Here is a 14,723-nt window from a genome sequence, read left to right on the forward strand (position 1 = left end):
TTCGGTCCTACTCCGACTCCGACTTGGACTCCGGCTCCGACTTGGCTTCCTGCGTCGCGGCCGCCGCCGGTGCGGGCGAAGGCTCGGGTGCGGGGTCGGCGACGGCCACCATCGCCGGGCGCAGCAGGCGCTCGCCCAGCAGGTAACCGCGGCGCATGACATCGATGCACGTGGACTCGGTCACCTCGGCCGAGGTCAGGTGCGCCACCGCCTCGTGCAGCTTGGGATCGAACGGGTCGCCCTTGACCCCGAACGCCGTCAGGCCGAACTTGCCCACCACCGTGACCAGCTGTTCGGCGACGGAGCCGAACGGGCCGTTGAGGTCGCCGTGGTCGCGCGCCCGGTCGATGTCGTCGAGCACGGGGAGCAGGGCGGCCAGCACCATGCCGACCGCCTGCTCCGCGGCGAGCGTGCGATCGCGCTCCACCCGCTTGCGATAGTTGGCATATTCCGCCGTCACCCGCTGTAGATCCTTGGTGCGTTCGTCCAATGCGGACTCCAGTTCACCGATCTTGGCAGCGTCCACCGGAGCAGTGGCCGTGGTGGCCACCGGGTCCGGCGGGGTCTCGGGTTGCTTCTCGGGCTCCGCCGGCTTGGCGCCGGCGGTCCCGGAAGGGCTGACTTTTCGCTTGTCTCTGATCACGATGCGCTCGCCGCCACCCGACTCCTCGGGCGCCGACTTGGCGCTCGGTTTGTCAGTCACTGCTTCTTGCCCTCGTCGTCGATGATTTCGGCGTCAACTACCGACTCGTCTTTGGAAGAGCCGGGTGCGCCGTCTCCGGCCGTGGCGCCCTGCGATGTCTGCGCCTGCTCGTAGAGCGCGGCGCCTGCCTTCTGCGAGACCTCGTCGAGCTTGGTGTGCGCCGACTTGATCTTTTCGATGTCGGTGCCGCCCAGCGCGGACCGCAGCTCGCTCAGCGCGTCGTTGATCTCCTCCTTGACGTTGGCCGGCAGCTTGTCACCGTTTTCGGCGAGGAACTTCTCCGTCTGCCACTGGCGCGCCTCGGCCACGTTGCGGGTCTCGGCGTCCTCGCGGCGCTTGCGGTCCTCCTCCGCGTGCTCATCGGCGTCGCGGCGCATGCGCTCGATGTCCTCCTTGGGCAGCGACGAACCGCCCGTGATGGTCATCGACTGCTCCTTGCCGGTGCCCAGGTCCTTGGCGTTGACGTGGACGATGCCGTTGGCGTCGATGTCGAAGGTGACCTCGATCTGCGGCACGCCGCGCGGCGCGGGCGGCAGGCCGGTCAGCTCGAACGTGCCGAGCTTCTTGTTGTAGGCCGCGATCTCGCGCTCGCCCTGGAACACCTGGATGAGCACGGACGGCTGGTTGTCGTCGGCCGTCGTGAACACCTCGGACCGCTTGGTCGGGATGGTGGTGTTGCGCTCGATGAGCTTGGTGAAGATGCCGCCCTTGGTCTCGATGCCCAGCGACAGCGGGGTCACGTCGAGCAGGAGCACGTCCTTGACCTCGCCCTTGAGCACACCGGCCTGCAGCGCGGCGCCCACGGCCACGACCTCGTCGGGGTTGACGCCCTTGTTGGGCTCCTTGCCGGTGAGCTGCTTGACCAGATCGGTGACGGCGGGCATGCGGGTCGAGCCGCCGACCAGGATCACGTGGTCGATGTCGGCGAGCTTGACGCCCGCGTCCTTGATCGCCTGCTCGAACGGCTGCTTGCAGCGGTCGAGCAGGTCCTGCGTCATGCGCTGGAACTCAGCGCGCGAGAGCGTGGTGTCCAGGTGCAGCGGGCCGTCGGCGCCGGCCGTGATGTAGGGGAGGTTGATGCTCGTGGTCTGCGCGGCGGAAAGCTCGATCTTCGCCTTCTCGGCCGCCTCCTTCAGCCGCTGCATGGCCATCTTGTCCTGCGAGAGATCGATGCCATACTGCCCGCGGAACGTCTTGATCAGATGCTCCATGACGCGCTCGTCCCAGTCGTCGCCGCCCAGGTGGTTGTCGCCGTTGGTGGCCTTGACCTCGACCACGCCCTCGGCGAGCTCCAGCAGGGACACGTCGAACGTGCCGCCGCCGAGGTCGAACACGAGCACGGTCTGCTCCTTGGAGCCCTTGTCCAGCCCGTAGGCCAGGGCGGCCGCGGTGGGCTCGTTGACGATGCGCAGCACGTTGAAGCCGGCGATCTCACCGGCCTCCTTGGTCGCGGTGCGCTGGGCGTCGTTGAAGTAGGCCGGAACGGTGATCACCGCGTCGGTGATGGTCTCGCCCAGGTAGGCCTCCGCGTCCCGCTTGAGCTTCTGCAGCACCCGCGCCGAGATCTCCTGCGGGGTGTATTTTTTGCCGTCGATGTCAACGGACCAGTGGGTGCCCATCTCTCGCTTGACCGAGCGGATGGTGCGGTCCGGGTTGGTGACCGCCTGACGCTTGGCGACCTCACCGACGAGCACCTCGCCGTTTTTGGCGAACGCCACGATCGAGGGCGTCGTGCGGGAGCCCTCGGCATTCGCGATGACTGTGGGCTCGCCGCCCTCTAGGACGCTCACACAGGAGTTGGTCGTCCCGAGGTCGATGCCGACCGCACGTGCCATGTCTTTCCTCCAGATAACTTGAGTGAACCAGACTCAAGGTACAAGGTTGAGTCTCCGACACGCAACTTGAGCCGGAGCCTTTGCCGGTTACGCTCTTAACGTGTCTGACCAAGTGACCCCGCCATTGCTCGCCGTCATCGGCGGGCCAACGGGCGCCGGGAAGTCGACCTTGGTCAACAGCCTTGTCCGCGCCCCGGTGAGCGCGACCGGCATCCTGCGCCCCACCACCCGCACCCCCACCCTGGTGTGCCACCCGCGCAGCTGGGCCCGGGTCCACCGGCACGGCCTCACGCCGGTCTCGGCTCCCGCCCTGCCGGCCAACCTCGCGCTGATCGACGCGCCCGACATCAACTCGATTGATCAGGCCAATCGAGACCTTTCCAACGAGCTATTCGACGACGCGGATCTGTGGGTGTTCGTAACCACCGCCGCCCGCTACGCTGACGCCGAGGCTTGGCGGCACTTGCGTGCGGCGCAGCAGCGCAGGGTCGACCTCGCGGTGGTGCTCGACCGGGTGCCGCCGCAGGCGGTGGAGGAGATCCTGCCCCACCTCACCGAGCTGCTGGGCGAGCCGGTGCCCCTGTTCGTGGTGCCGGATTCCCAGCTCGATCGGCAGGGAATGCTCCCCGAAAGGGTTGTCACCCCGATCTGGGAATACCTACACAAATGTGCGGCGAGCAAAATGGTGGATGAGGGAGGCGATACGTGAGCACCCCCGCATCCAAGCTGGACATCCTGCAAGGCTTTCTCGACGCCACTTCCGGCCATCTCGACGACCGACCGCTGATCACACAGGCGCGTGCCGTCGCCGAGCGCGCGGCCGACCGCCTGCGCTTCCCGCAGCACTTCACGACGATCGCGCTGGCGGGCACGACGGGCAGCGGCAAGTCGAGCATGTTCAACGCGTTCACCACGATCGACCGGTCCCCGGCCGGGATCCTGCGGCCGACGACATCGGAGCCCTACGCGTGCGTGTGGGGCAGCCTCGCCCAGGCCGACGAGCTGCTCGACTGGCTGGGTGTCTCGCCGCGGCGCCGGTTCACGCGCGAGTCCCCGCTGGACGCCAACGACGAGGCCACATTGCGCGGCATGATCCTGCTGGACCTGCCCGACGTCGACTCGGTCGAGCCCAAGCACCGGGTCGAGGTGGATCGGCTGCTGCACCTGGTCGACGTCGTGGTGTGGATCTGCGACCCGCAGAAATACGCCGATCAGCTGGTGCACGAGGGATACCTGCGCCAGCTCGCCGGCCAGCGGTCGGGCCTGATCGTGGCGCTCAACCAGACCGACAAGCTGCTGCCCGCCCACCTGCCCAAGGTCGGCGCCGATCTGCGGCAGTTGCTCGACGAGGGCGGGCTGGCCAATGTGCCGCTCGTGGCCACGTCGGCCACTGACAGGGTCCCGGAGCTGCCGGCCACCAAACGCGGCCCGATCAAGCCCAAGCCGGGCCCGTTCTCGACGGAGAAGGCGGCCAACGGACATCCGGGCGTGGCGACGCTGCGCGCCCTGCTTGAGCCGATCATCGCGAGCGGCACGGCCGGCGCGGACACCGTCGACCGGGACGTCTCGGCCACGCTGAACGAGCTGTCCGTCCTGATTGGACCGCCGGGCGCCCAGCCCGCCTCCGGGCCCCTCGTCGACCGGTTCTTGAAAAACGAGATCGATTTGGGGGTACGAGAATACGCCTCCGCGGCCGCCGCCGAGTTGCCCGAGGCGTGGCAGGAGGCGGTCCTGCGGGCGGCCGATTCGCGCATCGGCGAGCTGCCCGACGTGGTGAACCAGGCGATGGAGGTCGTCGCCGCCAACCGGCCTCGGCGGGTGTGGCTGCCGGGCGGGAAGCGGCGCTATGAGGCGCGCACCGACGCGCTGCTGCAGCAGGAGATCGAGCGGGTCGCTCTGCGCTACGTCGTCGAGCCGGTGCGCCGGGTCCTCGCCAGCTACGAGCGCGCTCGCAGATCGCTCGCCTGACGACGCCGTTTTTCCTCGCGCTCCGATGTGGAGAAGGGCTCCTCGGGCCGCTCGACGGCCGGCCGCTCGGTAATCCGGGTCCGCGTGGGATGCGCCGTGGTCGGAGCCAGGTTCGGCGGCGGTGGCAGCGCCGGGATGACCGGAGGCGGGGTGGTCCGCGTGGAGACCGGCGGCCGGGTGGTCCGCGTGGAGACCGGCGGCCGGGTGGTCCGCGTGGAGACGGGCGGCTGTGTGGCCCGCGGGGAGACCACCGGAGGCTGTGTGGCCCGCGTGGAGATCGGAGGCCGCACCGCCGGCACGGAGGGCGCTGGAGGTTGCGCCGTGGTCGGTGTGGGGCTCGTCGGACGTTGCTTCGTCGGCGTGGGGATCATCGGGCTTTGCGCGGCTGGCGACGTGACCACTGGAGATTGCGTCGCCGGCGTGGGGCTCGCTGGAGCCTGTGGTTGCTGCGTCGATGTCTTGGGCTTGGTGGGCCGCTTCTTCTGCACGGGCCTGGTGCCGGTGTCCACATAGGACCGCTTCTCGAGCACGGGCGGCGTCGTCGCGACCGGTGGGAGGGGCGGCTGCACGGGCGACTGCGGCTCACGGTGTGCCACGACCGTGGGACTCGGCGTGACCGGCGCGGCCGTGTCGGGTACCGCCAAATCGATCAGGAGCGGCTGCAGGCTGGCGGCGGCCGGTTGATCGAGCCCCTCGGCGCCCGCCCGCAGCATTATCCAGGTTGGCACGGCGGTCAGACCAGCCATGAGGGTCACCATGACGGCGTATCGGCCACCGGCGAACCCTTTGTCGAGTTTGCGCCGACGCCGGCGCGGGGAAGCTTCAAGTGCCTGGGCGGCGAATACCTGTTCCAGGAAATCGGACATTGTTACCTCAATTGTCAAACCGGGGAGTCGCGGTGTTCAACGCATCAGGGTTATGTCTGGAGACTTAGATCACCGCGCGGAGCTGTGACGGGGGCCACGGATGCGGCAGTATTAGGGCCATCGGGCGGCGATGGTGACGCATCGCTTGGCAACTCCGCAGCGTTGGCGGGTTGCCGCGATTCGTCGCTTTCGCAGGTGTGGCCGTGGGTCATCCAGGGTTATGCCACGCCTCGAAGATGGGCTGACATCTTTGACCACGCGGCAACCCCCACCGGGGCTAGGCGTGGCTGCCAACGCCGGTGGCACACCCCGCCGCCGGGTAGACACATTGGGAGACACGGATGACCAGAGCCGAATCGAAGCGGTCGGCGCCACCACCCGGCGCTGACGTGGACTTCGTGCAGCTACTGACCCCCGACGGGGAGCGGGTCACGCACCCCGACTATTCCGTCGACTTCGACGCCGACGAGCTACGCGGGCTTTATCGCGACCTCGTGACGGTCCGCAAGCTCGACGCCGAGGCCACGGCCCTGCAGCGGCAGGGCGAGCTGGGCATCTGGGCCAGCCTGCTGGGGCAGGAGGCGGCGCAGGTCGGTTCCGGGCGCGCGCTGCGCCCGCAGGACATGGCCTTCCCGACATATCGCGAGCACGGCGTGCTCTACTGCCGGGGCATCGACCCGATCATGCCGCTGGGCCTGTTCCGCGGTGTCGATCAAGGCGGCTGGGATCCGATCGCCAACAAGTTCGGCATCTACACGATCGTGATCGGCGCGCAGACGCTGCACGCGACCGGCTACGCGATGGGCATCAACAAAGACGGCAAGGTCGGCACCGACGAGGGCGAGGCGGTCATCGCCTACTTCGGCGACGGCGCCACCAGCCAGGGCGACGTCAACGAGTCGTTCATCTTCGCCAGCGTCTACAACGCCCCGGTCGTGTTCTTCTGCCAGAACAACCAATACGCGATCTCCGAGCCGCTGCAGCGCCAGACACGGGTCCCGCTGTATCAGCGGGCCTCCGGCTTCGGTTTCCCCGGCGTGCGGGTCGACGGCAACGACGTGCTCGCGTCCTATGCGGTGACCCGGGCCGCGCTCGACAATGCGCGGCACGGCCAGGGCCCGACCCTCATCGAGGCCTACACCTACCGCATGGGCGCGCACACCACCTCCGACGACCCGACCCGCTACCGGGTCGCCAGCGAGGTCGAGGAGTGGCAGGCCAAGGATCCGATCGCGCGGGTTCGCAAGCTCCTTGAGCGGGAAGGGCTCGCCGACGACGAGTTCTTCGCCTCGGTGGACGCCGACGCCAGGACGGAGGCGGTGAAGCTGCGCGAGCGCGTGCTGGCGCTGCCCGACCCCGACCCGACCGAGATGTTCGCCAACGTCTATCCCAACGGATCGCATGAGATCGATGCCCAGCGGGAGCAGTTCGCCGCCTACCACGCGTCGTTCGCGCACGAAGGGGGTCACTGATGGCCGACACGCTGACCATCGGCAAGGCGCTCAACCTCGGGCTGCGCCGCGCCATGGAGGACGACCCCAAGGTCGTGCTCATGGGCGAAGACATCGGCAAGCTCGGCGGGGTCTTCCGGATCACCGACGGGCTGCAGAAGGACTTCGGCGAGGACCGGGTGATCGACACCCCGCTGGCCGAGTCCGGAATCGTCGGCACCGCAATCGGTTTGGCATTGCGCGGATACCGGCCGGTCGTCGAGATCCAGTTCGACGGCTTCGTGTACCCGGCATATGACCAGATCGTGTGCCAGGTCGCCAAGATGCACTTCCGCTCGCGCGGCAAGGTGAGCCTGCCGATCGTCATCCGCATCCCGTTCGGCGGCGGCATCGGCGCGGTGGAGCACCACTCCGAGTCGCCGGAGGCGTATTTCGCGCACACCGCCGGGCTCAAGGTGGTCGCGTGCTCCAACCCGTCCGACGCGTACTGGATGATCCAGCAGGCGATCGCGAGTGACGACCCGATCGTGTTCTTCGAGCCGAAGCGGCGCTACTGGGAGAAGGGTCCGGTCGACACGGACTCCGCACCGTTCGCTCTGCACGAGTCGGTCGTGACGCGGCCGGGGTCCGACGTGACCGTGCTGGCGTACGGGCCGATGGTGCGCACGGCGCTGGACGCCGCCACCGCCGCCGAGGAGGACGGGCGCTCGCTGGAGGTCATCGACCTGCGCACGCTGTCGCCCTTGGACATGGTGCCCGTGTACGAGTCGGTCCGCAGGACCGGTCGCGCGATCGTGGTGCACGAGGCCCCCGGCAACCTGGGCCTGGGCGCGGAGCTCGCGGCGCGCATCACCGAGGAGTGCTTCTACTCGCTGGAGGCCCCCGTGCTGCGCGTGACCGGCTACGACACGCCCTACCCGGCCGCCCGGCTGGAGGAGGAATACCTACCCGACCTGGATCGCGTGCTCGACGGCGTCGACCGCTCGTTCGGGTGGTGAGCGGCGGCCATGGCGATCAATCAGTTTCCGCTGCCCGACCTCGGTGAAGGCCTGACCGAGGGCGAAATCCTCAAGTGGCTCGTCGCCGAGGGCGACACCATCGAGCTCAACCAGCCGATCGTGGAGGTCGAGACGGCCAAGGCCGCCGTGGAGATCCCCGCCAAGTGGGCCGGCACGGTGGTCAAAATTCACCACCCGGAGGGCACGGTCGTCAACGTCGGCGACCCGATCATTTCGATCGACACGGGTGGCGGGGCCGCGCCTGCGGCCGAGTCCACCGACGAGGAGCCCAAGCGCCAGCCCGTGCTGGTGGGCTATGGGCCCAAGAGCGGGCCTGCCAAGCGGCGTGTCCGCGCGGCGCCGGCGCCGGCGGCCGTTGTGGAGGCGCCCGCGCCAGCCGTGGAGGCACCCGCGCCCGTCGTGAAGGAGCCTCTGGCTCCCGTGGAGGAGCCCGTGGCGCCCCAGCCCGGCGGGCCGGTGCTGGCCAAGCCTCCGGTGCGCAAGCTAGCCCGCGACCTGGGAATAGATCTGTCCACTGTGGTCGGGACGGGCCCGCAGGGCTCGATCACGCGGGACGATCTGCAGGGCGCGGTCGATGGTGTGACGAGGCCGGCTCCCGCCCCCGCGAGAGTGCCGGGTTCACGTGAAACCAGGATTCCGATCAAGGGCGTGCGCAAGCTGACGGCGGCGAACATGGTCGCCTCGGCGTTCACGGCGCCGCACGTGACCGAGTTCCTGACCATCGACATGACCCGCTCGATGCGGGCGCTCGACCGGCTGAAGGGCCAGCGCGACTGGCGCGACGTGCGGGTGTCGCCGCTCCTGCTGGTCGCCAAGGCGGTACTGCTCGGAATCAAACGGCATCCGATGATCAACTCGACCTGGTCCGACAAGACCGAGGAGATCATCGTCAAGGACTACGTCAACCTGGGGGTGGCCGCGGCCACCGATCGCGGGCTGATTGTCCCCAACATCAAAGACGCGGGCGAGTTGACCCTGCGGCAGCTGGCCGACGCCATGAACGACCTCGTCGGCACGGCCAAGTCGGGCAAGACCCCGCCGGCCGACATGACCGGCGGCACCTTCACGATCACCAACGTCGGGGTGTTCGGGGTCGACACGGGGACGCCCATCCTGCCCCCGGGCGAGGCGGCCATCTTGGCGTTCGGTGCCGTGCGTGAGCAGCCGTGGGCGCACAAGGGCAAGGTCAAGCTGCGCCAGGTGACCACGCTCGGCCTGTCGTTCGACCACCGGATCATCGACGGCGAGCTCGGCTCGAAGTTCCTGCGCGACGTCGGCGAGTTCCTGACCGACCCCGAAGCGGCACTGCTTGCGTGGATGTAGCAATGCCGCCGTCGCTGTTTTCCCGTCGCGATCTTGAAAGTGCTCCGGCAATTCCGGCTCGGAGATGTCGGCCTTCGGCCGCCACACCGCAACCCGGAAAAGCGGGTCTTTGCTTCAAGATCGCAAGGGGAGGCAGCGACACCCGGGCGGCACTGCCCGCCACCTGCTTTGGCAGGAGCATGGAAACACGGTGATTCATAGCAGCGATCCGTTCGCGACCCCGGAGTCGGCGCGCTCTGACGTGCGCCGGCTGCGGGGTCGCCTCGCGCAGACCGTGACCCTGTGGACGGCACCCGGCCCGGCGGGCCTCACCGTCTCGTCGTGTCTGGTAGCCGACGGCTCACCCGGACGGGTGCTCGGCCTGATCGACGAGGAGTCGGACCTGTGGGCCGTCCTCGAGCGCGAGCGCGTGTTCGCCGTGACGCCCCTGACGCCGGGTGAAAAGCAGCTGGCCGACCGGTTCGCGGGGCTCCTGCCGGCCCCCGGCGGGCTGTTCAAACAGGGTGAGACCTGGACCGGCACGCGGTACGGCCCGGTGCTCGCCAGCGCCACGACGTGGGCCGGGTGCACGCTCGACAGCGCCCGCCCATTCGGCTGGGCACTGCTCATCGAGGCGACCATCTCGGCCGTCACACTGGGCGAACCAGCGCCCCCGCTGCTTCATCACCGCGGGTCATACGGGCACTTGGCGGGCCGCTAAGCTAGCCGCATGTCCATCACCCCACGCTTCGGCGAAGGCCACCGCTTGCTCGTGACCGGCGGTGCGGGGTTCGTTCCATCGCACGTGGTCGATGCGCTCATCGAGCGGGGCTGCGAAGTCGTGGCGATCGACAACTTCATCACGGGCGCCGAGTCCAATGTGGCCCACCTGACCGGCAACCCGCTGTTCACCCTGATCAAGGCCGACATCTCCGACGGGCTGCCGGCCGAGCCGGCCATGTCCGGGCCGTTCGACGCGATCCTGCACATGGCCTCGCCCGCGAGCCCGGTGGACTTCGGGCTGCTGCCGGTCGAGATCCTGCGCGTGGGGTCGCTGGCAACGTTCCACCTGCTCGACCGGGCGCGCCACGACAGCGCGCGCTTCCTGCTCGCCTCGACCTCCGAGGCATACGGCGACCCGCTGGTGCACCCGCAGCCCGAAACCTATTGGGGCAACGTCAATCCCATCGGCGTGCGCAGTGTCTATGACGAGTCCAAGCGCTTCGCCGAGGCGACGACCATGGCCTACCGCCGCACCTACGGTGTCGACGCGGCGATAGTGCGGATCTTCAATACCTACGGCCCGCGCATGCGGGCCAACGACGGCCGGTTCATCCCGACGTTCATCTCGCAGGCGCTGCGCGGCGAGCCGGTGACCGTGCACGGCACGGGCGAGCAGACCCGGTCCATCTGCTACGTGGACGACCTGGTGCGCGGGATCGTGCTGCTGCTCGACTCCGCCGAGTCCGGGCCGATCAACTGCGGCACCGAATATGAGTTCAGTGTCATCGATCTGGCAAAGAAAATTATCGGCCTGAGCGGGTCCAGTTCCGAGATCGTTCTCCTGCCGCGCACCCCCGACGACCCCGAGCGGCGCCGCCCCGATCTGACCCTGGCCAGGCAGAAGCTGGGTTACGAGCCACAGGTCGGAGTTGACGAAGGATTGCGCGCCACGATCGATTACTTCAGGAACCTCTAGGCAGAGCGTTTTACCCTGGAGCGCATGCCTTCCTCCGAGAGCCCCCGCTCCGAGAACCAACGGCCCACCGGCCGCGCCTCCGTTCCGGGACGTTCTGTCCCTGCGCAGGACGCATCGCGCATTCCGCGCGGAACGGGCGTGACCTACGGTTCAACCGCAAAGCGCCGCGCAAGGCCCAGATGGGGCCGGATCGCGCTGGTCGCTGTGCTGGCCTTGGCGCTGTGCGGCGGCATCGGCGGGCTTGGCGCGTACCTCTACGCCAAGGGCGTCGACGGTGGCCTTGAGCGCACGGACCCGTTCTCCTCGCTTACCAACGGTCGTCCGGTGGAGAAGGTCACGGGCGTGCAAAACATCCTTCTTGTGGGGACCGACCACGCCGACCCGGATTCGCAGGCCGACGACCCGGCCAACGCGCGCACCGACACGATCATCCTGATGCACATCCCGTCCACGCAGGATCGGGCCTATCTCGTGTCGATCCCGCGCGACCTGTGGGTGCCGGTGCCGCAGAAGGCGACGGACAAGGAGTGCGGCTCGCGTCGCGCGAAGATCAACGCGTCGTACGCCTGGGGCGACCTGCCGCTGCTTGTGCGGACCGTGGAGTGCTTCACCGACGTGCGCATCCACCACGTGGTGCAGATCGACTTCGGCGGCTTCAAGCAGGTCGTGGACGCGCTGGGCGGGGTCGACATGGAGATCGAGAAGGACATCACCTCGATCCACGCGCCGCATCGCAAGTTCACCAAGGGCACCATGCACCTCAACGGGGCTGAGGCGCTCGACTACGTGCGGCAGCGCTACCAGTTCCCCGACGGCGACTTCGCCCGCATGCGCCACCAGCAGCTGCTGCTCAAGACGCTGCTCGACAAGGCGGCCAGCGGCGAGACGCTCAGCAACCCGGTCAAGTTCAACGCGTTCGTGCAGGCCATGAGCAAGGCGGTCAAGGTGGACAGGGAGTTCAAGCTGATCGACATGGCCATACAGTTCCGTGGGATCAGGAGCAAGGACCTGACATTCTTGACAAGCCCCACATCCGGTACCGACACCATCGGCGGGCAGTCGGTCGTGGTCAGTGACCGGACCAAGGCGATCGCCCTGTACAACGCGATAGTCAGCGACAAGATGGGCGAGTGGGCGAGCACCAACATCACCCCCACCCCGAGCGCCAATCCCCGCTGACGGAGCCGCTCGCTTTCGCGTGGAGAGGCTCGGCCGCGCAGCGGTCCAAGGCTCCCACCACACGGAACCGTTTCGCCGCGAAGCGGCGAAACACCGACCGGGCGGCACGCTCGGCTTACCTGACGTTGTTCGCGTGGAGAGGCTCGGCCGCGGAGCGGTCCGAGGCTCTCCACTGCGGAAAAAACGTGCGAAACGCCTTCATTTGGTAAGAACGGTTCCTAAGCTGGGGACATGCAAGCACGGGGGGCGCGCTGGCCAAAAGTCCTGCTCGGCGTGGGTTTGACGCTCATTCTGCTGGCGGGTGCCGGGGGCGTCGCCCTGCGGACCCTGCTGCACCGTTACGAGTCCAACATCACGCACGAGATTCTGCTCGACCCTAGCGCCCGGGACACCCGCGCCGAACAGGCGAGCAACTTCGGCCACCCCGACGAACCGTTGAACTTCCTGCTCATCGGCTCGGACCTGCGCCCGACCGAGCCCGAGGACGGGCAGCGCTCCGACACGATCATCATCGCGCAGGTGAACCGGGCCCGCGACGCGGCGCACCTGGTGTCGATCCCGCGCGACCTGCTCGTGGACATCCCGCAGTTCGAACCGACCAACTTCTACGGCAGCCGCGAGAAGATCAACGCGGCGTTCCACTTCGGCGGCGGGGCCAGCGGTGGGGTCCAGTTGCTGTCGGCGACCCTGGCCCAGATGACGGGCCTGCGATTCGACGGCGCCGCGGTCGTGGACTTCGGCGGGTTCGAGCGCATCATCGACCTGCTCGGCGGGGTCCAGCTGTGCGTGGACACCTCGGTCGATTCCGTCCACACCGGGCGATACTTCGAGGTCGGATGCCACACGTTCACCGGCGAGGAGGCGCTGGACTATTCGCGCCAGCGCTATGGACTCGAAAACGGCGATTACGACCGCCAGCGGCACAACCAGCAGCTGCTCAAGGCGATCTTCGCCACTGCGCTGAGCCGGGGCATCACCACCAACCCGCTGAAGATCGACCAGTTCATCCGGGCCCTGGGCGACTCGCTGACCGTGGACACGGGCGGCGCCTCGGTGGCCGATGTCCTGCTCGCGCTGCGCAAGCTGCGACCGCACGCGCTGACCGGGGTGACCGTACCCTCATATCCTCAAATGATCGGGGCTGAATCGTTCGTCCTCATGGACGCGGAGGCGCCCGAGCTCTTCAACGCCCTGCGTGACGCACAGCTCGAAGGGTGGGTGGCACTCAACCCCCAGTGGGTGCACCAGTTGTGATCCGTGGTCACAATTGGCACTGTGCAGATTCCTACTGTCACCGTCAAAGATGTGTCCATCGACGCATACCTGCTGGACGTCCGCGAGGACGATGAATGGGCCGCCGGCCACGCCCCGGGCGCTGTCCACGTGCCCATGATGGAGATCCCGCAGCGCATGGCCGAGGTCCCGCAGGACCGAGACGTCGTGGTCGTGTGCCGGGTCGGCGGCCGCTCCGGCCAAGTGGTGGCCTACCTGCGGCAGCAGGGCTACGACAATGTCTCCAACCTGGACGGCGGCATGATGAGCTGGGCCGCCGCGGGCAAGCCGGTGACCACGGACGACGGCCGTGCACCCAGCATCATCTAGCCGGCCGCTCGTCTTCGCGCATCGCGGGGCCTCGGCCGAGCTGCCCGAGCACACGCTTGCCGCATACCGCTCGGCGCTCGCCGCCGGCGTCGACGGGGTCGAATGCGACATCAGGCTCACGCGGGACGGCCACCTGGTGTGCTTCCACGACCGCCGGCTGGAGCGCACGAGCAGCGGGAGCGGGCCGCTCGCCCTGCACACGCTCGGCCAGCTGCGCGAGCTCGACTTCGGCAGCTGGCACCCCAGCGGGCAGGCCGCGGCGGTGCTCACGCTCGACGAGCTGCTGGAGGAGTGCCGCGGGGCGGGTCGCCCGCTGCGCGTGCTCGTGGAGACCAAGCACCCCAACCGGTTCGGCGCGGCGGTCGAGCATCGGCTGCGCGTCGTGCTGCGCCGGCACGGCCTGCTCAACGGGCAGGCCCCGGTCCAAGTGATCATGATGTCGTTCTCCCCACTGGCCGTGCGGCGCAGCCGCGAGCTGATGCCCGCCATCCCGACCGTGCAGTTGATCGACCTGCTGCCACCCGGTGTGCGGGTCAAGCGGCTCCCGTTCGGCACGAGGATCGCGGGGCCGGGGCTGGAGCTCGTGCGCCGCCGCCCCGACGTGGTGCGCCGGCTCAAGGCCAGCGGGCACGAGGTGTTCGTCTGGACCGTCAACGAGCCGGCCGACGTGGACCTCATGGTCTCGCTCGGCGTCGATGGGATCATCACGGATCGGCCCAAAGAAGTGGTAGCCCGGCTCGGCGCGTAGATGTAAGACTGCCGAATTGTGAGTGTCGCCTACCGAGAGCTGATCTTCAGCCTCACCGCGCTCATCAACGATGCTCACCAAGACACGGCCGTGCTCGACCGCCTGCTACGGCTGGGCGAGCGCGCGCTGGGCGCGGTCGGTGTGGCCGTGTGCGAGATCGATCGTGACATCCAGACCGGCGGGCGGGTCATCGCGGCGACCGGGGTGGCGCAGTGGGCGCTCGGCCGGCCGGTGCAACCGGAGTCGGTCGCCGCGCTGACCCGGCCGGCGCCCCCGCCCTATCGGGTGGAGCTCGGCCTGCTGGAGCCGCTGGCCGCGCAGCAGCTGGTCGACCGCAAGGCGCGCTGGGCC

General features: G+C 68.5%; 14 protein-coding genes and 1 pseudogene. 12 read left to right on the forward strand and 3 right to left on the reverse strand.

From position 1 onward, the window contains the following. Positions 1-7: 7 nt before the first annotated feature. The gene (grpE, locus tag DM816_RS22935; protein ID WP_117212405.1) at positions 8-703 is read right to left on the reverse strand and encodes a nucleotide exchange factor GrpE; all 696 of its coding nucleotides are present in this window, start codon (positions 701-703) and stop codon (positions 8-10) included. Then, the gene (dnaK, locus tag DM816_RS22940) at positions 700-2,538 is read right to left on the reverse strand and encodes a molecular chaperone DnaK (RefSeq protein WP_117212406.1); all 1,839 of its coding nucleotides are present in this window, start codon (positions 2,536-2,538) and stop codon (positions 700-702) included. Before dnaK ends, grpE begins: the two co-directional genes overlap by 4 nt. A gap of 100 nt (positions 2,539-2,638) precedes the next feature. Between dnaK and DM816_RS22945 the strand changes: the two genes are divergently transcribed. Both DM816_RS22945 and DM816_RS22950 read left to right on the forward strand, forming a co-directional pair. After that, on the forward strand, positions 2,639-3,247 hold the full coding sequence (locus tag DM816_RS22945) for a GTPase (protein WP_117212407.1): 609 nt from the start codon (positions 2,639-2,641) through the stop codon (positions 3,245-3,247). Further along, a complete protein-coding gene (locus tag DM816_RS22950; protein WP_117212408.1) occupies positions 3,244-4,506 on the forward strand; it encodes a P-loop NTPase family protein in 1,263 nt (420 codons plus the stop codon). The genes DM816_RS22945 and DM816_RS22950 overlap by 4 nt, the downstream gene beginning before the upstream one ends. On the opposite strand, the gene DM816_RS22955 is transcribed toward DM816_RS22950, so the two are convergent. Next, complete coding sequence (locus DM816_RS22955) at positions 4,476-5,372, reverse strand: hypothetical protein (RefSeq protein WP_117212409.1); 897 nt, start codon at positions 5,370-5,372, stop codon at positions 4,476-4,478. The genes DM816_RS22950 and DM816_RS22955 overlap by 31 nt on opposite strands. Positions 5,373-5,713: 341 nt before the next feature. Here DM816_RS22955 and pdhA point away from each other — a divergent pair, with 341 nt between their 5' ends. From pdhA to DM816_RS23005, 10 genes and pseudogenes are all read left to right on the forward strand, one after another. After that, positions 5,714-6,844 carry a pyruvate dehydrogenase (acetyl-transferring) E1 component subunit alpha gene (pdhA, locus tag DM816_RS22960; RefSeq protein ID WP_117212410.1) on the forward strand — a complete coding sequence of 377 codons (1,131 nt, stop codon included), beginning with the start codon at positions 5,714-5,716 and terminating at the stop codon, positions 6,842-6,844. Continuing rightward, positions 6,841-7,821: an alpha-ketoacid dehydrogenase subunit beta gene (locus tag DM816_RS22965; protein WP_117212411.1), complete on the forward strand. Its 981-nt coding sequence runs from the start codon at positions 6,841-6,843 to the stop codon at positions 7,819-7,821. The genes pdhA and DM816_RS22965 overlap by 4 nt, the downstream gene beginning before the upstream one ends. A 9-nt stretch (positions 7,822-7,830) precedes the next feature. Next, positions 7,831-9,165 carry a dihydrolipoamide acetyltransferase family protein gene (locus tag DM816_RS22970; protein WP_117212412.1) on the forward strand — a complete coding sequence of 445 codons (1,335 nt, stop codon included), beginning with the start codon at positions 7,831-7,833 and terminating at the stop codon, positions 9,163-9,165. A 64-nt stretch (positions 9,166-9,229) separates the two neighbouring features. Beyond that, the gene (locus DM816_RS22975; protein ID WP_117212413.1) at positions 9,230-9,865 is read left to right on the forward strand and encodes a flavin reductase family protein; all 636 of its coding nucleotides are present in this window, start codon (positions 9,230-9,232) and stop codon (positions 9,863-9,865) included. 9 nt (positions 9,866-9,874) lie between these two features. Then, on the forward strand, positions 9,875-10,843 hold the full coding sequence (locus DM816_RS22980; RefSeq protein ID WP_117212414.1) for a UDP-glucuronic acid decarboxylase family protein: 969 nt from the start codon (positions 9,875-9,877) through the stop codon (positions 10,841-10,843). Positions 10,844-10,867: 24 nt separating this feature from the next. Continuing rightward, complete coding sequence (locus DM816_RS22985) at positions 10,868-12,022, forward strand: LCP family protein (protein WP_117212415.1); 1,155 nt, start codon at positions 10,868-10,870, stop codon at positions 12,020-12,022. Positions 12,023-12,253: 231 nt separating this feature from the next. After that, a complete protein-coding gene (locus DM816_RS22990; protein WP_117212416.1) occupies positions 12,254-13,276 on the forward strand; it encodes an LCP family protein in 1,023 nt (340 codons plus the stop codon). 21 nt (positions 13,277-13,297) lie between these two features. Then, a complete protein-coding gene (locus tag DM816_RS22995; RefSeq protein ID WP_425455264.1) occupies positions 13,298-13,624 on the forward strand; it encodes a rhodanese-like domain-containing protein in 327 nt (108 codons plus the stop codon). After that, complete coding sequence (locus DM816_RS23000) at positions 13,605-14,372, forward strand: glycerophosphodiester phosphodiesterase (protein WP_117212417.1); 768 nt, start codon at positions 13,605-13,607, stop codon at positions 14,370-14,372. Before DM816_RS22995 ends, DM816_RS23000 begins: the two co-directional genes overlap by 20 nt. Before the next feature lie 18 nt (positions 14,373-14,390). Next, a pseudogene (locus DM816_RS23005) lies at positions 14,391-14,723 on the forward strand (hypothetical protein); the annotation flags it as partial.

It is taken from the genome of Allorhizocola rhizosphaerae, assembly GCF_003426775.1.
GTDB lineage: Bacteria > Actinomycetota > Actinomycetes > Mycobacteriales > Micromonosporaceae > Allorhizocola > Allorhizocola rhizosphaerae.

What these genes read in the sequence shown, in the direction of transcription:
- dnaK (WP_117212406.1), bottom strand. Translation starts at nt 2,538, where the DNA reads ATGGCACGTGCGGTCGGCATCGACCTCGGGACGACCAACTCCTGTGTG.
- DM816_RS22955 (WP_117212409.1), bottom strand. Translation starts at nt 5,372, where the DNA reads ATGTCCGATTTCCTGGAACAGGTATTCGCCGCCCAGGCACTTGAAGCT.
- pdhA (WP_117212410.1), top strand. Translation starts at nt 5,714, where the DNA reads ATGACCAGAGCCGAATCGAAGCGGTCGGCGCCACCACCCGGCGCTGAC.
- DM816_RS22970 (WP_117212412.1), top strand. Translation starts at nt 7,831, where the DNA reads ATGGCGATCAATCAGTTTCCGCTGCCCGACCTCGGTGAAGGCCTGACC.
- DM816_RS22975 (WP_117212413.1), top strand. Translation starts at nt 9,230, where the DNA reads ATGTCGGCCTTCGGCCGCCACACCGCAACCCGGAAAAGCGGGTCTTTG.
- DM816_RS22980 (WP_117212414.1), top strand. Translation starts at nt 9,875, where the DNA reads ATGTCCATCACCCCACGCTTCGGCGAAGGCCACCGCTTGCTCGTGACC.
- DM816_RS22985 (WP_117212415.1), top strand. Translation starts at nt 10,868, where the DNA reads ATGCCTTCCTCCGAGAGCCCCCGCTCCGAGAACCAACGGCCCACCGGC.
- DM816_RS22990 (WP_117212416.1), top strand. Translation starts at nt 12,254, where the DNA reads ATGCAAGCACGGGGGGCGCGCTGGCCAAAAGTCCTGCTCGGCGTGGGT.